Annotated in this window: 17 protein-coding genes; 10 read left to right on the forward strand and 7 right to left on the reverse strand. The window is 54.4% G+C overall.

Going from position 1 to position 20,670, the window contains the following annotated elements; translation table 11 throughout:
- Nucleotides 1-41 precede the first annotated feature (41 nt).
- The 3 genes from VK738_04785 (at nucleotide 42) to VK738_04795 (ending at nucleotide 5,210) form a co-directional block, all read left to right on the forward strand.
- Entirely contained in the window at nucleotides 42-866 is an 825-nt protein-coding gene (locus VK738_04785; protein HTD21944.1) for a hypothetical protein, read from the forward strand.
- Nucleotides 867-965: 99 nt separating this feature from the next.
- On the forward strand, nucleotides 966-1,337 hold the full coding sequence (locus VK738_04790; protein HTD21945.1) for a hypothetical protein: 372 nt from the start codon (nucleotides 966-968) through the stop codon (nucleotides 1,335-1,337).
- 603 nt (nucleotides 1,338-1,940) lie between these two features.
- The gene (locus VK738_04795) at nucleotides 1,941-5,210 is read left to right on the forward strand and encodes a CHAT domain-containing protein (GenBank protein ID HTD21946.1); all 3,270 of its coding nucleotides are present in this window, start codon (nucleotides 1,941-1,943) and stop codon (nucleotides 5,208-5,210) included.
- A 58-nt stretch (nucleotides 5,211-5,268) separates the two neighbouring features.
- On the opposite strand, the gene VK738_04800 is transcribed toward VK738_04795, so the two are convergent.
- From VK738_04800 to VK738_04815, 4 genes are all read right to left on the reverse strand, one after another.
- On the reverse strand, nucleotides 5,269-6,039 hold the full coding sequence (locus tag VK738_04800) for a hypothetical protein (GenBank protein HTD21947.1): 771 nt from the start codon (nucleotides 6,037-6,039) through the stop codon (nucleotides 5,269-5,271).
- Nucleotides 6,040-6,091: 52 nt separating this feature from the next.
- Nucleotides 6,092-6,658: a hypothetical protein gene (locus VK738_04805; GenBank protein ID HTD21948.1), complete on the reverse strand. Its 567-nt coding sequence runs from the start codon at nucleotides 6,656-6,658 to the stop codon at nucleotides 6,092-6,094.
- A 262-nt stretch (nucleotides 6,659-6,920) separates the two neighbouring features.
- Nucleotides 6,921-7,733, reverse strand: coding sequence for a YbaY family lipoprotein (locus VK738_04810; protein HTD21949.1), 813 nt, complete (start codon nucleotides 7,731-7,733; stop codon nucleotides 6,921-6,923).
- 70 nt (nucleotides 7,734-7,803) lie between these two features.
- Entirely contained in the window at nucleotides 7,804-8,298 is a 495-nt protein-coding gene (locus VK738_04815; GenBank protein ID HTD21950.1) for an STY0301 family protein, read from the reverse strand.
- Nucleotides 8,299-8,691: 393 nt separating this feature from the next.
- Between VK738_04815 and VK738_04820 the strand changes: the two genes are divergently transcribed.
- Nucleotides 8,692-9,327 (forward strand): RNA polymerase sigma factor, encoded by a 636-nt coding sequence (locus VK738_04820; protein HTD21951.1) that lies wholly within the window; start codon nucleotides 8,692-8,694, stop codon nucleotides 9,325-9,327.
- A gap of 7 nt (nucleotides 9,328-9,334) precedes the next feature.
- Nucleotides 9,335-10,609 (forward strand): DUF4349 domain-containing protein, encoded by a 1,275-nt coding sequence (locus VK738_04825; GenBank protein HTD21952.1) that lies wholly within the window; start codon nucleotides 9,335-9,337, stop codon nucleotides 10,607-10,609.
- Between the two features lie 191 nt (nucleotides 10,610-10,800).
- Here the strand turns inward: VK738_04825 and VK738_04830 are convergent, their stop codons facing one another.
- Entirely contained in the window at nucleotides 10,801-11,001 is a 201-nt protein-coding gene (locus VK738_04830; GenBank protein HTD21953.1) for a hypothetical protein, read from the reverse strand.
- Nucleotides 11,002-11,073: 72 nt separating this feature from the next.
- Between VK738_04830 and VK738_04835 the strand changes: the two genes are divergently transcribed.
- Both VK738_04835 and VK738_04840 read left to right on the forward strand, forming a co-directional pair.
- On the forward strand, nucleotides 11,074-11,856 hold the full coding sequence (locus VK738_04835; GenBank protein ID HTD21954.1) for a TrmJ/YjtD family RNA methyltransferase: 783 nt from the start codon (nucleotides 11,074-11,076) through the stop codon (nucleotides 11,854-11,856).
- A 26-nt stretch (nucleotides 11,857-11,882) separates the two neighbouring features.
- The gene (locus VK738_04840) at nucleotides 11,883-12,749 is read left to right on the forward strand and encodes an alpha/beta hydrolase (GenBank protein ID HTD21955.1); all 867 of its coding nucleotides are present in this window, start codon (nucleotides 11,883-11,885) and stop codon (nucleotides 12,747-12,749) included.
- A 562-nt stretch (nucleotides 12,750-13,311) separates the two neighbouring features.
- On the opposite strand, the gene VK738_04845 is transcribed toward VK738_04840, so the two are convergent.
- Nucleotides 13,312-13,938: a YkgJ family cysteine cluster protein gene (locus VK738_04845; protein ID HTD21956.1), complete on the reverse strand. Its 627-nt coding sequence runs from the start codon at nucleotides 13,936-13,938 to the stop codon at nucleotides 13,312-13,314.
- 171 nt (nucleotides 13,939-14,109) lie between these two features.
- Here VK738_04845 and VK738_04850 point away from each other — a divergent pair, with 171 nt between their 5' ends.
- The gene (locus VK738_04850; GenBank protein HTD21957.1) at nucleotides 14,110-15,273 is read left to right on the forward strand and encodes an NAD(P)/FAD-dependent oxidoreductase; all 1,164 of its coding nucleotides are present in this window, start codon (nucleotides 14,110-14,112) and stop codon (nucleotides 15,271-15,273) included.
- A gap of 11 nt (nucleotides 15,274-15,284) precedes the next feature.
- Here the strand turns inward: VK738_04850 and VK738_04855 are convergent, their stop codons facing one another.
- Nucleotides 15,285-16,031, reverse strand: a complete 747-nt coding sequence (locus VK738_04855) for a hypothetical protein (GenBank protein HTD21958.1) — start codon at nucleotides 16,029-16,031, stop codon at nucleotides 15,285-15,287.
- 341 nt (nucleotides 16,032-16,372) lie between these two features.
- Between VK738_04855 and VK738_04860 the strand changes: the two genes are divergently transcribed.
- Complete coding sequence (locus VK738_04860) at nucleotides 16,373-16,663, forward strand: hypothetical protein (protein HTD21959.1); 291 nt, start codon at nucleotides 16,373-16,375, stop codon at nucleotides 16,661-16,663.
- A gap of 623 nt (nucleotides 16,664-17,286) precedes the next feature.
- On the forward strand, nucleotides 17,287-20,652 hold the full coding sequence (locus VK738_04865) for a TonB-dependent receptor (GenBank protein ID HTD21960.1): 3,366 nt from the start codon (nucleotides 17,287-17,289) through the stop codon (nucleotides 20,650-20,652).
- Nucleotides 20,653-20,670 lie beyond the last annotated feature (18 nt).

A 20,670-nucleotide genomic window follows, 5' to 3' on the forward strand; every position in this document is an offset into this window, starting at 1 on the left:
TTGGTTGCGGAAGTCGCGGACAAAGTTTATAACTTGTTCTTGTGCGACAGCCAACCGTAAGACGAATCCTGGCCCTTCTCGCAATCGCCTGCGTGACCTGGATGGCTCCCTCCCGTGTTATAGCTCAGAGTGAAATAACAGTTTCCAGTTGCCTCAAACAGACGAAGATTCCAATCACCTTCCAGATTGATTGCACTCACATTAAAGATACGGCGACGCAGCAACTCTGCCGACCCTTCATTGAAAATCAGGCGTGCAAGGTTTTTCCCGCCTACCGCAAGATCACCGGCATCAAGCTGGAAGAGATCTGCCCCTCACTCAAGTTTACGATCTATGATGATGACAACTGGCCCCACCCCAAAGGTGAGGGCGGCCTGGCATTACATTGCGCGGTGGATTACCTCTCCCAGTATTCCGTGAAATTCAGGTCCGATTCAAAGCTGGGCCCGTATGACGTCCATGAGCTTCTTCATGAATATCAGCTTGCTCTTGGACCGCTTCCCGAAGCGCACGTCCTTTTTACCTCAAGCATGGCCGAGGCAATGCGTGAAATTGGCGACACTGAACAATATGAAGTAAGACTCAAGCGTATGAAAGAAGAGGCCCAGAGGCTCAAGGAAAAGCTCGAGAGCGATAAGGGCAAATCCGCCACTGATGCATGCAAACTTGCCCAGACTCAAGTTGAAGAAAGTTTGTACCTTGAGAACAGCAAGAATGTTTACATGTTTTACCTCAAGCTGCCTCCTGGCAAGGGCACAAGCCAGGCTGATCGAGAAGCGCGATTCAATCGCATGTTCTACGTGGTTGCAGGGGGCAAGGGACCTGTCAAACAATTCTTGATTGATCACGGATGCTCACCGTTCTAAGCAGTCCTTGGGTTGAAAGCTCATTGACGCAAGAACGAATGCCCTGAAGACAAAGAACTAAATTCCTGATCAAAGATCCATTCCATCGGAACGACGCAAATGTCTATAACTCTCAAAGTTGATCATGACCGAAGCTGGGCGTATGTAAAGGCGGAAGGGTCAATTACCCTGGCGGAGATCAAACAGCACCTTGAAGAAGAACGGCGCGCGCGCGGCTTGGCGTACCCCGAGTTGGTTGATGCACGCGCCGCAAAGGTTCCACTTTCCTGCGAAGAAATCTATCAACTGATTGACGTGCTGAAAAACCTGGCGAAACAGGAGCGGCTGGGGCCAACCGCCATCGTGGTTTCCAGTGACGTCAATTACGGGATACTGCGTATGGTGGAAACCCTGCTGGCGGAAGTAACGCAAATCCGGCCCTTTCGGGACTTCCACGAAGCCGAAGTTTGGCTCGCCCAGCAGCAAGCGTAAAGGTGGCCCCATTCTGGTTTAGAGCCCAAATCGGGAATGGGAATAGAGCATTCCTTTCGCCGGCTCCAGTTTGCTGCCAAAGCATCAAAATTTACATGACTTTACACATTATTTACAATATTTTGACAATTCCATAGTTCTGCTGCACCATCATTACTGTCTTAGGTAAAACTTATCCCCAGCACTTTAAGGAGCTCCTATGAAACGAACCTTTGGTGTAGTTCTATCTGTTTTAATCCTTTTACTGGCTGGTACGGCAGGAACGCAGAAGCCGCAACCTCGTGCGCATCTGCATCCTGCGTATTATGATACCGCTCCCAATTCGGACGACCAACAATGTGATCCGAGCGTACAAGGTTGTCCCCAAATTCCACCTCCGTGTCCCCCTTGTCACTGAGGAAAGGCTCTCGGAATGGGCTTCGCATAGGGCAGTTCATAAACCCTAAACTAAAATAGGGTGATAGTTGTGTGAGCCAACTATGGAGGCCCAAACTTTTTATTAAGGCAACCCAGTTTCCGTTTTCCGGGATGATTTGCGCCTGGTCGTCCAGACAGATAGCTTAAACGGAAGCTCAGACATATTCTCCTACGCAGATTATGCGAATGAAGTTACGCAACCTCGTCATTTCCCAGACTGTATTCTTTTTATTAACTCTTTGTACTTTCGGCCAAACTGCGTCTAATCTGAAACATTCGGTTACAGATGCTTTGGGAGAACCCACCAGGGGAATCGTAGTCGAAAAGGTTGACAAAAACTCTACTGCCGACAAAGCGGGATTTAAGGAAGGCGACATACTGTTAGATTGGACCCGTGATGACGCCAAGGGCAAAATGGATTCGCCCTTTGATCTGCTCCAAATACAAATCGAGCAGGCCTCCCGGGGAGCAGTAAGCATTGAAGGACTAAGAGGCACGGAAACCCGGGTTTGGATATTGGAGACTGATACTTGGGGCATCAAGGTGCGCCCGAATCTTCCCGAGGTCCTGCTGGTGATTTATCGAGAAGGCCAGGAATTGGCCAAGGCCGGCAAGCCGGCGCAGGCGGCGGAACGTTGGCGCGTGGCCGCAGTCGAGGCGCAAAAATCCCAACCAGTATGGGTTAGCTCCTGGTTGATGTTTCATGCCGCCGATCTTTTAGCTGGAGAACGGCAATGGGAGGAAGCCGATGCTTATTATCGAAAGGCTATTGAACAGGCACAAGAAGCCGGGGCGGCATTCAAGGCTCGATTACTTCAGGAATGGGGCAGCACTTACAGAGATCGAAGCGATTGGGAAAATGCAGAAAAGTATTACCGACAGGCACTGCTAGAGAGGCAGAAGCTGGGAACCGATACTGTCAGTATCGCGCTAAACCTCCAATATCTTGGCGTGGCGACGTGGAATCAAAACGATCTGGCAAGCTGTGAAGAGTACTACCGCCAGGCTTCTACGATCATGGAGAAGTTGGTTCCAGAAAGCCTCTACGCCGCTTCAAGCTTGAATGCCCTCGGGAATGTTTACTATGGACGTGGTGATCTGGCTAAAGCAGAGGATTACTATCGGCGTGCGCTGGCAATCCAAAAGAAACTTTCCCCTGGCAGTCTCAGTGTCTCAGCAAGCATCAGCAATCTTGGACTGATTGCTCTTCAACGCGGTGATCCAGCCAAAGCTGAAGAGTACTTAAAGCAAGCTTTGGGAATTCTGGAGAAATTGGATCCCAATGGTCTCAGGGCTGCACACGTTCTGACGGACCTTGGAGATGCTGTTCTGGATCGAGGCGATCCAACAAAGGCAGAGGAATACTACCAACAAGGGCTCGCTATTCGAAAGAGGCTCGCGCCTGAAACTCTGGTTGCTGCAATGAGTCTTGGGAGTCTCGGTGATCTTGCTCAATACCGGAGTAATGGAGCCAAGGCGGAAGAATACTATCGTCAAGCTCTGGCGATCGAGGAGAAAGTAGCTCCTGGAAGCTTATACATTGCCCTTACCTTTAAGGGGTTAGGCGATGTAGTTCAGAGCCGCGGTGATCTGGCTAAAGCCGAGGAGTACTACCGTCAAGCTCTGGCGATCCAGGAAAAGCTGGCGTCTGGCAGTAAGTACCATGCCGCAACACTTGCTGCTCTAGCCAGCATCATGCGTCAGAAACAGCGGCCCGATGCTGCTGCGCAACTGTTCGATCAAGCCTTAACTGCACTGGAGAGTCAAACCGCCCGCCTGGGTGGAGTGGATGAAGACCGATTCCGGTTTCGCGCTAAATATGACAGCTATTACGAGGATTACATAGAGCTCCTTATCGCCGAGCAACAGCCTGAGCTTGCCTTTCAGGTACTCGAGCGCTCACGGGCCCGAACGTTGCTGGAAACCCTGGCTATGGGTCGCATAGATATCCACACCGGAGTGACCCCGGACCTGCTCGAACAGGAACGCTCCTTGCAACAGTTGTATACTGCCAAGTCAAACCGGCGACTCCAGTTTCTCAACAGTACCCATTCACAAGAGCAGCTCATTGCAATTGACAAAGAGATCAAGGAGCTTCTGGAGAAATACCAGGATGTGGAAGGACAAATTCGAGCGAGCAGCCCCGGCTATGCTGCGCTCACCCAGCCGCGGCCTCTAAGCACCAAGGAAATCCAGAAGCAATTGCTCGATGACGGCACACTTTTGCTGGAATACTCGCTGGGTGAAGAGCGCAGCTATGTTTTTGCTGTAACTCCAAACACGCTGGTTGCGTACAAGTTACCCAAGCGCGCCTTGATCGAAGGGGCAGCGCGCCAAGTGTACTCTTCTCTGACCGCACGAAACAGCCGCAAGAAAGGCGAGGACTTCCTGGAGTGGCAGGCCCGGGTGGAGAAAGCCGAAGTAGAATATCCAAAGGCGGCGAGCGAGCTGAGCCGAATGATACTGGGACCTGTAGCCGGCGAGCTCAAAGCGAAACGGCTACTGATCGTCAGTGATGGCGCGCTGCATTACATTCCCTTTGCAGCTCTGCCGATTCCGAAAGCATCCACGGCTGTCAGCAGACCAGCAGTCCCGCTCATTGTGAAACACGAAATTGTAAATTTGCCTTCGGCGTCAGTTTTATCGGTGCTGCGGCAGGAGAGGATGGGCCGGGAGAGGGCGCCCAAGGCAGTTGCCGTGCTCGCCGACCCTGTTTTTGACGACGCAGACGTACGGCTGCAGCGAGCAACAGATCAAGAGCAGGGGCCGAACCGCATGGCCATGCGGGGAGAAGAAAATGATGAAGAAGATTTATCTGACGGCCAGTTGACGCGCTCTGCAGCAGACGTAGGTTTGGGAACGCAAGGAAAAGTACCGTTCCCACGGCTGCCACTGACACGGCAAGAGGCCGACAGCATTATGACAATGACCCCTGCCGGAGAAGGCATGGTGGCCCTCGACTTTAACGCGAGCCGCGCAACCGCGGTCAGTAAAAGTCTGGCGCAATATCGAATCGTGCACTTTGCCACCCACGGAATACTGAACAGCCAGCATCCGCAGTTGTCGGGCCTGGTGTTGTCGTTGGTCAATGCAAAAGGAAGACCGCAGAATGGTTTTCTTGGACTGCAGGATATTTATAACTTGAATCTGCCGGCGGAGTTGGTCGTACTGAGCGCATGTGAAACTGGCCTGGGGAAAGAAATCCAAGGAGAGGGGCTGATAGGACTGACACGGGGTTTCATGTATGCCGGGGCCTCTCGCGTTGTAGCGAGTTTGTGGAAGATTGACGATCTTGCCACAGCCAATCTTATGGGTGAATTTTATAAAGCGATGGAGCAGCAAAGAATGCCGCCCGCAGCAGCACTGCGACAGGCCCAAATCGCGATGTGGAAGCAGCAGCGCTGGCGTGCGCCTTATTACTGGGCTGCTTTCCAAATCCACGGAGAGTGGAAGTAAGAGCATTCAGTCATTATTTTGCCACTTATAGATTGTGTCATTGCAGCGAGTTGATGGCTCATTTTCCGGATGCGATTGGTTTCGCTACGCGGAAATAATAGTTTGCTACATCTTCCCAATGGGCGCCGGCGCGTGCGATCTGAAGCTTGAGAGTGTAATCTCCAGCGGTCAGCACATTGGCCGGTACAGTTGCGACGACACCTGCGTCTTTGTGAACCGTGGCCCCGCTCCAAATCCCCGGCCGCTCCGGTGTTCCCAATATCACACGATAGTTTTCATTTGCCGTTGAAGAAGGCCACATCAGCTTCAATTGAACTTCACGGGTTGTGCCCGGTACTGTGATCTGTACTCCACTGTCTGAGCGAACACGGCCCGGTTCAAGAACAAACGCAATCTGTTGATTGTCGCCCGAAGTAGTAATGGGCCGAGAGGGAGTGCTCTTCCAGAGCGGCAGCAGACCGGCCACCAGGAAGATCATGGCTGCGGCAAAAGCCAGCGCAAAACCCCAACGCAAGCGAAGAACCGGGCGTGGGTGCTGCTGTTCCTTAGCTGAAGCTGCAGCATCCAGGGCCTGGCGCAAGATGCGCGCGGAGTCAACCCGGGCCCGCCGCGCAGGAGTCTGCAAATAGACCTCTTCAAAACGAGGAACCAGACTCTCTTCCAACCTGGAACATGCGTATTTCATGATCAGGTCATCTTCGATCGAAGAAACTTGTTCCACCAGGGAGGGTTCCTGACTGAAGCGCTCTTCCAGTAGGGAGCGTTCCTCGGGCTCCATTTCATCGAGGAGATAGCGGATGATTTGTGCGTCAGGATCGAGCGTTGCCACTCTGTCTTGTTCTCCTTCTACCATATATATGAACTCAAGACGTACTTGTGTTTCATGATTCTTTTCTTCCTGAACCCCTGGCACGCAAGCTGGCCAGCTCTTCCAATCGCCTCCGTATACGGTGAACCCGGAGCCGCAGGGCTCCCGGCTGCAAACCGGCTTTTCGACTCCACGCCTCTCCCTCCCCCTGAACGTATGCCATCAACATTTCAAACTCCTCATTCGGCAACTTGCCCAGGCACTCGCTCAGAAAGACGCGTTGCTCGGCTGGATCGAGGTTGTAGAACGAAGACGGCGGCTTGAGTATATCCACATCAGCGAGTTGCTCGGGCTGGCGTGCCTTCCAACCCTCCCGCACCACGTTCCGTGCAATCCCAAAAAAATAGGCGGCGGGGTTTTCCGCCGTTATTTTCTTCCCTTCCTGAAGCCTGCTAAAGCCGCGTTTCAGGACCTCCTGCGCCATATCTTGGGGATCTGATTTTCGGTTCCATTCGAAGTACCTTGTCAGGCTGCGATACAAGGCAATGTATTTTTCCTCGGCCTGACAAGGGTCGGAATCAAAAATGGCGAGCAACTCGCTTCGGGAAAGAGTTGAAGGGCCAAACTCCTGACGGGACATGAACGCTGCTCCCTAAGAAAAAACACCTGTTATGTTGGGCATGGCTTCCAGCCCTTTTCTCGGATATTGCGATTGGGGTCGTGAGTTCTGTATTGAAATTCTACATAGAAATACCGCGAAATACCGCCTGAACAACCTTTTTCTTTGAGCGGTAACAAATGCACGGAAATTCCCATTCTAGAAATGAACGCCGAATTATGGAGTGGCGCAGAAAAACTGCAGCCATATTTTCTTTTGTTGATCTGGCCAGCCGGACTCCGAGTCACTCGGCGCTTTGCGATTGCAAGCGCGCGAGCACCCGCTTTCCATTACGCAGCTCGAGCGTATTGCCCATGATACGATAGCGCGTAGTCGCTTGCAGGGCCTCGACGAAATCGTGCTCCTGCTTCGTCGCAGGCTCCGGGCAAGCCATCTCCGTCAATGCGATGGCCGAGAAGTGCAGCGAGCTCTTGCCCGCTTCGTAAGTTCCCATAAACCGGTTGCAACCGCCCGATCCCGCCACCTTCTTCCCCTCAGGATTTAACTGTAAATCCGCGCTCCCAGTTCCCAGCGTAACCACGAAGGGAGCGCCGCCGAGTTCGATCAGCTTCCAGTCTGTTCCCTCGAGCTTTGCTCTAGCTGTATGACTATGGTGTGTTTTGTTCGTATTGGAAGCAGCTTCGGCAGCGACCGGCTCCACAATGATCGAGATCTCCATGGGCGCACCATGCGTGATGACTGGATACGATGTCGTGGAAGTGAACAACATCTTTCCGTTCACTAGGATCGTGGCTTCCACGGCATAGGTATGCACCGGGTCAATATTTGCCGGAGTGTAGGGGATGCGGAAGGCGATCGGCACCTGCTTTCCTTTTGTAGGAATGTTGACCTCTGCGATCAGCTTTGCCGGTGCATCTTGCAGGAAGATGTCCTGCAATTGCAGATTGACAATTGCATCGGGTGGAAGCACACTGCGTTGCCGATATGTGACCGTGCCGGTAACGGCAGTCGGTATTTTGCCGCTTTGGCCCCAGGCAGATGCACCCAGAATGACGGATGCGATCATAGTCGTAACGATTACTGTTGGTCGGAACATTTGGAGTTCTCCTTTCAATCCCAGAACGGGAACGATGGTCAGATGCGATCCAGCGGGTTGGGCGACTCGCTTAGTGGCAGGCTATCTTTTGGACCTCCGGCAAGCCATCCACGGATACTTTTGGGTTGTAGGTGACGGTACACTCGGAGGTGCTTGCGGGAAGCCCTTTCGAAAGCACGACGCTGGTCGATGAGTAGTGGCAGCTCAGCCAGGTGCCGGGAGATGAGTTGGCAGTAAAATGCCACACCCCGTACGCCAAGCCATTGCGCTTCGTCCAACTATCGTATGCCAGGCTGGCCTCTTGCTCGGGAGGCCCGTCGTAAAACGTTATCCCCGATAAGTTGTGGGGTGTTTTGTCCTGCCCGGCAGTCCAACCCTCTGGAGTCTTTTCGATCGTCTGTTTCACCGAGATAGACGCAGGGCAATAGCCCTCTTGAGCGCTTACTAATCTGGGAGAGACGAAGATAAGCGAAGCCAAAATGAATGCGGCGAGCCAATACCTGACACCGAAATCAAAAGAGCGTGAGCAAATGCGTTGCAAACAACACTGCCTGGTTGAAGCCATGGGATTTCCTCGTTAATTAAGGTGAATGTACAAGTCATTATTCGCGAGGCACAGAACGGCGTCAACCAAAGCATGGCTTCGCCAAAAAATCGTGAAAATCGAGTTTTTCTATAAATGATGTTTAAAGAAGAACATGGCTGCATGCACCGTTTATACCTTTTTAGGTCTTGCAGTATCTCGTTTTTGTGATGCTCAAGCGCCAGAGGCGCGGTGTAGATTTTAGCCCAGGGCGGAAGCCCTGGGTAGGCTGCAACAGAGAGACCGAGCCCCGGAGGGGCGGCACCTAGCCGAAGGTCGGCGCTTAGCCTAGCCCTGATAAAGCTCACCGCCAGCCCCAAAAAAATGCAACCTCCGGGAACTTTTTCGTTCCTTAAGACATTACAGGTTATAGAAGTGACTTACCGGATAGCGGAAGGAGATGCACGGGCAACCATGGTCAGCGATGAAGCCTTAATGCTGGAATTTCAACGCGGATCGCGAGAGGCGTTTGAAGAACTCTTCGCCCGCTATTGCGGACCGCTTTATGGGTTTTTCCGACGGCGGCTGGAAAGCCAGGAGCGTGCCGAGGATCTGGCGCAGGAAACCTTTCTCGCGGTGATTCGCGCCACCGCACGCTACGAGCCGCGGGCGCTGGTGCGGACTTACCTTTATGGCATTGCCTTGAAGCTGGTGGCCGCCGAGCGGCGCAAACAGAAGAACACTCCAGCAAACCAATCCGACGCAGAACCCACAACCGATGATGCCACCGAGGAAGCACTGTGGGTCAGGCAGGCCCTGGGCAAGCTTGACGCGGGGGAGCGCGAGATCCTGATGCTGAGGGAATACGAGCAGCTCAGCTACTCCGAAATTGCCGAATTGCTGTGCCTTCCGGTGAACACCGTACGCTCACGGCTGTTTCGCTCGCGCATGGCGTTGAAAGGCTATCTGGAACCGGAGATGAAAAGTCACGGCGCGGTGGCAACCAGCGGAGCAATGGGCAATACAGCAGTAAGAACGGCAGAAGTAAGGCCGGAGAAAGACGAGGAGTGAAATGAGCATGAGCAAACATCCCATTGCAGAAGAAGAATTGATGGCCTACCTGGATGGCGAACTCTCGCTGGACCGGGCAGCCACCGCGGCCGAGCATCTCAAGAAATGCCGCGAGTGCCAGAGCGTTGCTGGCGATCTGCAAAGCGTCTCGCGAAGACTCATGGCGTGGCAGGTGGAACCATCCGAAGATTCGCGGATCACACGAGGTGTTACTGCCGTGCTTGATGAACGGGCACAGAAGATTGACGCTGCTAATGTGGGCCGGCGGGGTTGGCGCGATGCCTTAAAGATGCCCCGGTTGCCGCGCTGGGTCTGGGGTTCTGGTATCGGGGTCGCCAGTCTGGCTGTGCTGCTGCTCATATTGGGCGTGTTCTTCTTTCCAAGAGCCCAGTATGCTCCCACACAACTCGCACAGCAGAGAATTGGCGGGCTGCTTGTAGAAACGCATAAGACCGTAGCGCCACAACCCGCAGGGTTGCCTGAGCTGAAGGAGCCGGAAGCTGGGGTGACAATCGTAACCAAAAGCGGAACTGATGAACAAGATGGCAGGACGGGCGGCGGAGGCGAGCACGAAAGAGGCAGCTCAACGGTCCCGGCTGGCCCCATGATTGTACGTACAGCAGGGCTCACGTTGACGACCAAAGAATTCGACAAAACGCGAACCGGTTTGGAAGAAATCCTGAAGCGGCACGGTGGCTACGTCGGCCAGTTAAACGTCACCGCCCCCTCCGGCAGCGGACGCACTCTGAATGCGACTTTGCGCGTGCCTGCCGATCAACTCGACGCCACCATGGCGGAGTTAAAGAAACTGGGCCGGGTAGATGTTGAATCGCAAAGCGGCGAAGAAGTCACGCAACAGTATGTCGACCTGGTGGCCAGGCTCGCGAACGCCAGGAACAGTGAGCAGCGCTTGACCGAGATTCTGCGCCACCGCACCGGGGAGCTCTCCGATGTCTTGGCCGTCGAGGTCGAGATAGAGCGTGTCCGCGGCGAGATCGAACAGATGGAAGCCGAAAGAAAGAACTTGGCGCACCAGGTGGATTTTGCGACGCTCAACGCGACCTTGACGGAGGAATACGAGAACCAGCTTCAGGCAGTTCCGGTTTCAACCTTCACCCGCATTCGCAACGCCGCCGTAGACGGCTACAGCACGGTCACAGGAAGTGTGGTCAGTTTAGTGTTGTTCCTGTTTTCCTACGGACCGGTGCTTCTGCTCTGGGGCGGCCTGCTGTTCTTTGCGGTCCGCATCGCATGGAGAAGATGGCGAAGAAGGAATGCTTAGAGCTTTTCTCCGTGAATCTGCGACCATTCATGAAACAAGCTGGCTCAGTTGACGTCCTTAGAGGCTGCGGAAAAACTTTACGATTGCCATGGAGAAAAAAACTGTTTCACGCGCGCTAGCGCGTGGTTGTCAGGGCACGGCTTCAGCCGTGCCGCTAAAATAAATATCTTTCCGCAGCCTCTTTCGAAGCATTACGCCCGCGCCGGGCCGCGCAGCACGCGCGCCGGCAACAGAATAATGGATTTCACCAGGCCCAGCACGCCATCCACAGCAATTCCAACAATGCGGAAGGGTAAAAGCAGCAGCCAGATCAACGGGTAGGCCACCAGTGCCAGCAACGCAAGCGGCCAGCACAGCACCAGCAAAATACACCACAACAGGAAGGTGAACATGGTTCTCTCCTCACTTATATGATACGGCGACTCTGGCGGCAAAGTTCCCCGCCTGGCGTAAAATAAGCACTCTTGCCGGTTCCGCCTGAACATGACCGTCTGCGTGTTGTTCTGGTAGCTACGCGCAACCCGCTCAACATCGGCGCCGCGGCTCGCGCCATGAGCAACTTCGGCTTCCGCCATCTGCGTGTGGTGAATCCGTACGAGCTGGCATTTCGCGAGGCCCGCTCCGCTGTGGGCGCGTCAGCGCTGCTCAAGAGCGCGAAAGAATATAAGAGCGTAGCCGAGGCCGTGGCCGACTGTACCCTTATAGTGGGAACAACTGCAGTGCGCCATCGGGAATTGCAGCATCCCCTCAGGCGTCTGGAAGACGGTGCTCGCCTTATCCGCAAGCAACTTGCATCTGGCAGCGTTGCACTTTTGTTCGGTTCGGAAAAGCGCGGCCTCTCGAACCAGGACCTGAGCCACTGCCATTGGTTGATGCGCATTCCGACCCATGAAGAGCATATCTCCGTGAACCTGGCACAGGCTGTGGCGATCTGCCTGTATGAATTGGTGCGCGATGCGCAAAGCGAACGACAACCCGAGAAATTAAAAACTGCACGGCAAACTACACGGCAAACGAAGAAGCCGGAGTCCGCGACCGCCGGCCAGCTTGAGCGCATCACTGAAGTGCTGCTCGAGGCTTTACGCGCCAGCGGCTACCTGAAGCCGCGCTCTGCGTCTCTGTCAGAAGAAAAAATTCGCCGTCTGGTCCGTCGGCTGAATCTACCCGCCAGCGACGCCGAGGTCTGGCTCGGCATGTTGCGGCAGATGTTGTGGAAGATGCGACCCGGGAAAGAGACGAAGGAGTGAGGAGAGCATGGTAGACTCCTTCTGCTATGAAACCGTATTTCCGTGCTCTACCGTTTTTCTGCACGCTGTTGGCTACTGTAGCCTTCGCGGCTGAGCCCAAGGTGATTCCCCTCTGGCCGGGTGTTGCGCCGGGATCGGAAAACTCGAAGTACGAAGAGACCCAGATTACAGTGCAGGATGGAACCAAGCGCATCAGCAATGTGACGCATCCTACGCTGACCGCTTTTCTTCCGGATGCCGCAACCGCTAACGGCACCGCCGTGATTATTTGCCCGGGTGGAGGTTTTCGCTGGCTGTCTTTTGACCACGAAGGAGCCGAGTTGGCGCGCTGGCTGAATTCGATTGGTGTGACGGCGTTCGTCCTCAAGTACCGGGTCATGCGCACCGGGGATGAAGATGAAAAAGATCCTGCCAAGGCGGCAGAGCGCAAGAAGGCAGTCATCCCCCTGGCCATCGCCGACGGCCAACAGGCGGTGCGGCTGGTGCGCGCGCACGCTTCAGAGTGGAGCATCGCGCGCGACCGAATCGTGCTCCTCGGTTTCTCGGCGGGCGGATATGTTGCCGCCGGTGCGACAGTGCAGCACGACGCCGAGAGCCGTCCGAATTTCGCGGCGTTTCTCTACCCCGGCACCCCCGACGACCTCACCGCTCCTGCGGACGCGCCGCCGCTATTCATGGTACAAGCCGATGACGATAAGACCGTGCCGCCGCTCGAGCACAGCATTCATTTATATGAAGCCTGGAAAAAGGCAGGAATCTCAGCCGAGCTGCACATTTATTCCCGTGGTGGCCACGGATTCGGTATGCACAAGAAGGGCCTGCCCGTAGACACCTGGCCCGACCGGTTTCGCGATTGGCTTGACTTGCAGGGCTTGCTGAAGCCGGCCCACTAGGGCTGTTTCCCGCAAAACTCTTAGCCATGGGTGAGCGAAACGACAAGTGATATCACAGTGATATCAAACCCTGATTTCCCGCACATTGTGTGTCATCATTCTTGTCAGCATTTCAGAATGTCGGATTTATCGATGCCCGCAAAAGTTATGTCCTATTGCGTCGCCTGCGGCGCACGGTGGGAGCCCCCCGGCTTTAGCCAGGGGGTAAGGTTCTTAGAATTTTGGGCTTGAGTCCCGGCTTTTTTGGGTAGGGACATTTATTTATGCACGCATCAATAACCCCTGTCTTTGAAAATCAGAAAACAAGTACTCAGTCTCGATACCGGCACTCAGAACAAGGGCTGCAATATGCAGCTTTTGAGAACGCCGCCTGATACCCGGCCTGACTCAGCTAGTGCCCGCCGCAGCCACGACTTTCCCCAGTAAATACGCGGCGATCATGCTGTTTCAGAGGTTCAAACTACTTGCTAGCAAGTGGGGGAGGGGGGCGACTTTGCGGTACAAGTCAGACCTTACTAGAAAAGTAACTGGCCCAGAAAAAGCAACCGCAAAAGTCCTTCGCTCACGACGCCAGGCAGAAGGCCACAATCGTATTCCCGCTCAGGCCGCTAGTTTGCTCTATTTCCTGTGCCAAGGCAGATTCCAGATCATTAGGGTCGGGATGCATCTCGCAGGCTGCAATTTCCTCGTCTGTCGCTCCTCGGAAGCAAAGTTCGCAAACACCTAATCCAGATTCCGAGCGCACCGGCGGTCCAAAAACCCGGCAGGTCATAGGCCGCGCTTCGTAGAGTTCACAGGTTCCCGTTTGAGGATCGAGAGCGGGGCAAGGTTCGTTATCTGCAAATTCAAAGAACTTTTCTGCAGCCCCGCCGCTCTTATGCAAGTCGCCCTCATACAACAAGCCTGTCACCGGATCGCCGGGGAATTCAGGTGACAACCGCGCGACGGATTCGCGTGCGCGTTCTCGCACTCGGGCGGCACGTTCAGGTGCCTGCTTCTCAAGATCGTGGAGTCCTTGCTGCAGCCGGGCAGCGTCGAGCTGGTTGATAGGAAAGGGACCTATACAGCACTGCGTGCAACCGGGACGACAGACAAGCCAATGGCCGCTTCTCCGGGTGGCATCGGCAAGCGCCGAATCCACGATTTGGACCAAGGTATGGTCCCGAGTTGGACGAGCGCCAACCTGCATTTAAAGAGGATACTGCATCGAAGGATATCAGCAGAATGAAAAAGCACACGAGTTTCATCCGCCAGCGCGCCGCATATTAGAATTTGGAGATTGGCGAGCATACCTGGGAGCTACTTTGATCCATAAGACTTCGATCAATAAAACTTTTGATCAACAAAACTTGGGCGTCCATTGATCCAAAAATTTGATGCTTTAGTTCTCGGCGCCGGGGCCGCAGGATTGATGTGTGCCATCGAGGCCGGCAAACGTGGACGCCGCGTTGCCGTGCTGGAGCACGCCGATCGCATTGGCAAGAAGATACTCATCTCCGGTGGCGGCCGCTGCAATTTCACTAACATTGATTGCAAGCCGGAGAACTTTATCTCCGCCAACCCGCACTTCGCAAAATCTGCATTGGCCCGCTATACGCCCTCAGATTTCATCGCGCTGCTCGAAAAACATCGCATCCCCTACCACGAGAAGACCCTCGGACAGCTTTTCTGTGACCACTCAGCCCACGATGTAACTGACATGCTCGAAGCCGAGTGTCGCCAGGCGGGAGTCCAGGTTTTTACCAACAGCAAAATCCGTGAGGTGCAACGCACGGATGAATTTGTGGTGCGCACAGAAACCGCCGAATTTCGTGCAGCGGTTTTGGTGATTGCGACTGGTGGGCTGTCCATTCCGAAAATCGGTGCTACTACGTTAGGTTATGACCTGGCACGCCAATTCCACTTGAAGATCCAGCCAACCAGGCCAGCACTTGTGCCGCTGGTGCTTGGAAGTGAAGATCAAAGCCGCTATTGCGATCTGACCGGTGTTTCAGCAGAGGTGATTGCCACCAGCGACCATCATTCATTCCGGGAGAAGATGTTGATCACGCACAAGGGATTGAGTGGGCCGGCAATTCTGCAAATCTCCTCGTATTGGAATGCAGGCAAGCCGATCCAGATTGACTTGGCGCCCGAGCGCGATGTTACGGCTGCGATTCGCGAAGCCAGGACCAGAAATCTCACCGCGGCGCGCTCTGCTTTTCAGCAAGTGCTGCCGAACCGGATGGCGGCGCGTTGGCTTGAGCTGCACGCACCTTCCACGTGGAGCAATCAGGCGCTCGCGCAACTTGAGCAGCAGGTGCACGAATGGAAGGTCACGCCCGCAGACACAGAAGGCTATGCCAAGGCCGAGGTCACGGCCGGCGGAATAGATACGGATGAGTTATCCGCTAAGACGATGGAAAGCCGAAAGGTACCAGGACTGTTTTTTATCGGCGAAGTGGTAGATGTCACCGGCCATCTCGGCGGCTTCAACTTCCAATGGGCCTGGGCCTCGGGCGCGGCGGCGGGCAGAGCGCTATGAAAGGGATCGCTTCAATGTGCAGCCTGGAACGAGGGTTTAATAGATCCATTGAGATCAGATTGCACTCTTTCCAGGCTTTGATGGCCAACCAGGATCAGCCCCCTGCGCGGAGCATCCAGGTCCGCAATGAGTGCCATAACAATGGAGATCATCAGCGGCGTGACCAACATCGACAACAGGAACCTTTTCCGGTGGCTGTAGCCGGAGGTCAAACATGCCAAAAGAGAGATGAACGCAAGCATAAACCAGATGGCGCCAGGCACGCGGTTCTCCCGGGCAGCAAGGCTCTCTTCACTCAAATCAATCATCTGGTTCAGTGACTGGATATACACGCTGGTGATGGCGTTCGGGGTTGACTGCGCGACCGGCAGCACCTGTTGCCATAATGCGTCTTGTAGCTGCTTCGATCGCGCTTGAGCCGCTTCTAATTCTTTTGTGTCCAGTGCGGCTACAAAAAACTTCAAACGGGCATCGGCATATTGCGCAAGCAGCTCCTGCGACTTGCTGCGGACCGGCTCAGACAGCATTTGCGCTCGCAGGCTCGCCGTCCCGATGGCGTTGGCTTCCTGGACCACTAACTGTTTACGCAGATCAAAACGGGTCAGCGACATGGGAAGCATAAAGCCAAGCAGAAGACTCAGCAGCACCACAATGCCGTCTCGCGCGCCCACGATCTGGCCATGGAATTTATCATCCACCTCCACCTTGGAGCGAAATCTCAGCCGGAATCCTGTCTCCTCCACGGCCAGCAGAAGCACAAACAGAGAGATGAAAAACCACACAGGATAATCTACAAGTCCCATTACAGAGGCGCCTTTTCCGGAGCTGCTACCGCGTGCATACGCGGGTAGCTATCCTATCGCATAGCCCTGTATTTTCGGATAAATTTTTATGAAACAGTGCGGTTTCTGATCTAAGCTTCTGTCCAAGGGCTTATAGGATGGATTTCTCTGACCAATGGTGGAGATATGCGCTCGGTGGTGTCCTCTTCACTATGGGAATCTACGGCTGTTTGGTTCCCAAGAGGAGGTTGTTCAAAATCGGGAGTGCGCGTCCTCCATGTTTCGCGAGGCCTTTGCCCCGTTGGGTCGCAACGCTGATGTCCGCGAGTGTTGCGGTCATCGGCTTATTCGTGGCCGCCTATAAGATCATTGAGCACAGGTTCTCAGATGCAGCGGCAACTCGTATGCTGCTCGTGGTTGCGATTTTGGGTGTGTCTTCCTACGGGCTGGTCCACTTGTATACCGGAATCAATGCCCGCCCAAAATCCGGTGTCGAATCCTTTCTCGCCGAGACCCAGGAGTACCGGTCGAGAGCGTTGATCAATGCTTTCGGGTCCCTGGTCATCGTGTTGTTTCTGGTTTACCTGGTGATCGCCTGGCCTTCGTAATACCCTTCAGAAAACAACTGCCGGCCTGATACGAAACCATCTCTAAATGCACCATCTAGGTAGGAGAACAAAGCAGAGATGGATGAACCAATCCAATCTCGCAGGGAGGCAGACGTGCAATCTCGAAGCGAAGCAATCGATCGAAATCTGCAAGCTCGAAATGCTGAGAGAGAAAAAGCCATCAAGGCGCTCAGCGCAGAAATTATGGATGCGTATGGACTGTGCCGTCCATTAAGCAGAGATACGGGTTCTGCAGACCGAGGCTGACATTTGCCACGGCTCCAAAGGCTTGTGCTCCTTTAACTCGCACAAGACGAGACCGGGCAGTTCTTTCCCGACCTTCCAACCCCCCTGGCTTGCCGCAAAACCAAGGCGGATTTTTCCTGCTTAACGCAAGATTATTTGAGAAATTGCGGCTAAAAATCCGTTTTGGCACCTGTTCCGTACTGGTATTTTAATAATGTCCACAGATAGTAACCCCCCGCGCTGGTTAGAAAATCTCCGAGCGTTTTGTGATAGTTAGGGTAAAATCTTTGATTCACTGAAGAAATCAGAACGTGTGTAACTGCGGTTTGCTCTCAGGAGTAAGCCTGTATGAGCTGTCGTAATCATAAGGAGAGTCTATGAAACTTTGCAATTTGCTGGGCAATGTTGCTCTGGGGTTGTTGCTGCTTACGGGCATGGGCTATGCACAGGGAGTGGGTGCCTCGGGTGACATCACCGGCACCGTAACTGACCCTTCTGGCGCAGTTCTGACCAACGCGACCGTAACCGCAACCGAAGCGGAGAAAGGCATCAAGCGCACCGCCAGCCCCAACAGCACAGGCCAATATCGCCTGGCCGGGCTTTCACCGGCAATTTACGACGTGAGCGTGACTGCGAGCGGATTCCAGGGGCAGGTAGAGAAAGGCATTGTAGTTAACGTTGGCGAAACCGTGGTCCTGGATTTTCACCTGAAGGTCTCGACTGCGGGAGAGTCCGTAGAAGTGACTACGGAACCTCCGGTAGTGGAAACCGAACGAGGGCACCAGGCAGACACGGTAAACCAGCAACTCATTACCGACCTGCCGATTGACCGCCGCGACTATCTTACTTATACCTTGCTGATGCCGGGCGTGAATGATTCCACCCGGTTGGCTTCAGACCACGAATTTCGCGTAAAACAGACACCGCAAAGCGGACTCTCTTTCTACGGAAGCAATGGCCGCGGTAACACCGTAACCATAGATGGCGGTGAAGCCAATGATGACGCCGGCGGAGTGCGTCTGACCCTGAGCCAGGATGCCGTCAAGGAATTCCAAATTAATCGCAGCAATTATTCGGCGGAATTGGGATCGGCCTCGGGCGCCAGCATCAACATTGTTTCCCAGTCCGGCACGAACAACCTGCATGGCAGCCTTTATGGTTTCTTCCGCAATGATATGTTCGATGCCCGTGACCGCTTTGCCATAAGCAGCGCCCTGAAGCCCGGCCAGTTGTCGGCGGCCACCGGGTTTTCGACCACTGCTGTAGGCAAGCCAGTCAAAGAATCATTGAACCGGCAGCAATTCGGCGCAACCCTGGGCTTCCCTCTTCAAAAAGACAAAAGCTTCGTATTCCTGTCTTTTGAAGGCCTGCGCGATCATAGGCAGACCGCGGTCCCGCTGCTGACCAATTCGGGTATTTTTGCTCCCGATAACGGGGTGCTGACTCAGAATAATCAGATAGCGATCATAAACGGACTGTCTGCCGAAGGCGGCACCCCAGTTCCCTGCCTCACCGGTCAGCCTGCACTGCCCGCTGCCGTTTGCGCGGGGATCTTGCAGAACGTTTTGACCATCAATCCGGCCACGAGTCCGCGAAATAGTTTTCTCGTGAACCAGTTTGAAACCAACGGTGGAGTGTTTCCCTTTAACACGGAAGAGTATCTTGCCTCCGGGCGATGGGACCATCAATTCAGCGATCGCAACCTGCTTTATTTGCGCTACAGCTATGGCCGCGACCGCGAAGCCAATCCCGATGTGACCTCTCTGACCGGCATTTCGCGGGGCAGCGGTGTCCGTTCGCTTGACCATACCCTGCAGGCGGCCTGGTTCCACCAGTTTAGCCCGAATACTTTGAATGAAGCCCGGGCTCAGGCGAGTTACTCTAACTTTAACGTAATTCCCAATGTAAATGGTGGACCTGGTTTCGATCTTCCTGGCTACGCCAGCCTGGGAACTAACATCTTTCTGGCCAGCCTTACCATCATGCGCCGCTACGAGTTTGCCGATAACGTCACCATGATTCGTGGCAACCACACCATGAAGTTTGGTGCTTACGAGCTGCTCCGCGGCAACCATACCGAGTCACACACCTTCTTGCCTGGGCGTTTCCAATTTAGCCAGCTTCCCGGCGGCATTCTCAGCCCCTGCCTGCAGGTTCCGGCAGCTTGCGGACTCGTCGGCGTGAACCCGGCCACGCTCAACGGTTTGCAATCGTTTTCCTTTGGGCTGCCGTCGTTCTATCAGCAGGGTTTTGTTGATCCTGCTATCGGTCCCATTGACGCGAACACGCGGCCGCTCACTGCCTTCTACTGGCAAGATACATGGAAGGCTTTTCCCAACGTTACCTTTAACTTTGGCCTGCGCTATGAGGTTGATAAGCAATACGGGACGGTAAGTACGGATAAAGATAATTTTGCTCCCCGGTTTTCGTTTGCCTGGGATCCGTTCAGCGACCACAAGACGGTCATCCGCGCAGGATATGGAATTTTCTACTCTCCCGTTTATTACCAGATTCCCAACGTGGCCAAGACCCTGGGCAACATCAATAACCACCGGCAGATTGCCAATTTGCTGATCCCGCTCACCGGTGCTCCCGGAAATCCCGCGCTCACCTCGGCAGCCGTCTTCCAGACTTTGTTTGCACAAGGTGTGTTTGGCTGTACGAACGCGGTGGCTCCCAATCAGGCTTGCATTACACCCGCCATGTTGGCCCAGTTTGGCATCAGCACGAGCAATACAGGGCCGCTTCCGCCGCTTACCGTACTTTTCTCTGCCCAGCCCAACTACCCGAGTCCTTACTCGCAGCAGGCTTCACTCGGAGTCGAGCGTGAGCTTCTCCCCGGGCTTTCCGTTTCCGCCAGCTACATCTACGTTCACACCATCCAGCTTCCGGTTGCGATTGATACCAACCTGCTGCCCGCGCCGCTCGTCAGCCGAACCTTGGGCAATGGCCAGATGGTCACCTTCCGCAACTGGGGAGCGCCGCAATGCGCGGTGGCGGTGAATAACCCTTGTTTCGCCAATCCCGTGATTCTGCAGAACAACGTCTACTCCTCGCTGGGGTCGGCGGGTTACAACGGCGGTATTTTGGAAATCAAAAAACGCTTCAGTCATCACTTCACCATGATGGCGAATTACACCTACAGCAAGGGAATTGATACCACAACCGATTTCAACAGCGATTTTTCGCCGTTTGACGAGACCGGCAGCATGCGCCCGGAGCGCTCTGTTTCTGACTTTGATCAGCGGCACAAGCTGGTGGTTGCCGGCGTCCTTGAGACCCCATGGAAGAACGACTGCGCTGACCTGGCGGACTGCATCTTCGGCGGATTCTCGATTGCGCCGATTGTCCGCTACAACAGTTCGCACCCTTTCAATCTGCTGGCGGGAGCGGATGTGAACAATGATCGCCATCCTACCAACGATCGTCCCATTGGCGCGCCGCGCAACAGCGGCATCGGTCCCGACTTCCTGACCTTTGACATGCGCATCGCGCGGCGCATCCCGCTAGGAGAAAGATTCGCGGTTCAGTTGATTGCTGAAGGGTTCAATCTCTTCAACCGCTCAAACTTCGCCAGCGTAAACAACACCGTGGGCCCGAGCTTTAGCACGGTCCCCACATTTACCACCTTTAACGTTCAAGGCAGCAAATCTCTGTCGCCCACCACACCTCTGGGCTTCACTTCATTGCAGCCATTGGATGGCTGGCGCCAACTGCAGTTTGGCGTGCGCTTGACCTTCTAAGAAACTTTCTACCGATAA

This window comes from Terriglobales bacterium, from assembly GCA_035487355.1.
Taxonomy (GTDB): Bacteria; Acidobacteriota; Terriglobia; order Terriglobales; family Acidobacteriaceae; genus QIAW01.

Bases quoted from the DNA above. Each gene is read 5' to 3' on its own strand.
- VK738_04790 (HTD21945.1), top strand. From the start codon at position 966: ATGTCTATAACTCTCAAAGTTGATCATGACCGAAGCTGGGCGTATGTA.
- VK738_04795 (HTD21946.1), top strand. From the start codon at position 1,941: ATGAAGTTACGCAACCTCGTCATTTCCCAGACTGTATTCTTTTTATTA.
- VK738_04805 (HTD21948.1), bottom strand. From the start codon at position 6,658: ATGTCCCGTCAGGAGTTTGGCCCTTCAACTCTTTCCCGAAGCGAGTTG.
- VK738_04810 (HTD21949.1), bottom strand. From the start codon at position 7,733: ATGTTCCGACCAACAGTAATCGTTACGACTATGATCGCATCCGTCATT.
- VK738_04815 (HTD21950.1), bottom strand. From the start codon at position 8,298: ATGGCTTCAACCAGGCAGTGTTGTTTGCAACGCATTTGCTCACGCTCT.
- VK738_04825 (HTD21952.1), top strand. From the start codon at position 9,335: ATGAGCAAACATCCCATTGCAGAAGAAGAATTGATGGCCTACCTGGAT.
- VK738_04830 (HTD21953.1), bottom strand. From the start codon at position 11,001: ATGTTCACCTTCCTGTTGTGGTGTATTTTGCTGGTGCTGTGCTGGCCG.
- VK738_04840 (HTD21955.1), top strand. From the start codon at position 11,883: ATGAAACCGTATTTCCGTGCTCTACCGTTTTTCTGCACGCTGTTGGCT.
- VK738_04845 (HTD21956.1), bottom strand. From the start codon at position 13,938: ATGCAGGTTGGCGCTCGTCCAACTCGGGACCATACCTTGGTCCAAATC.
- VK738_04860 (HTD21959.1), top strand. From the start codon at position 16,373: ATGTCCGCGAGTGTTGCGGTCATCGGCTTATTCGTGGCCGCCTATAAG.
- VK738_04865 (HTD21960.1), top strand. From the start codon at position 17,287: ATGAAACTTTGCAATTTGCTGGGCAATGTTGCTCTGGGGTTGTTGCTG.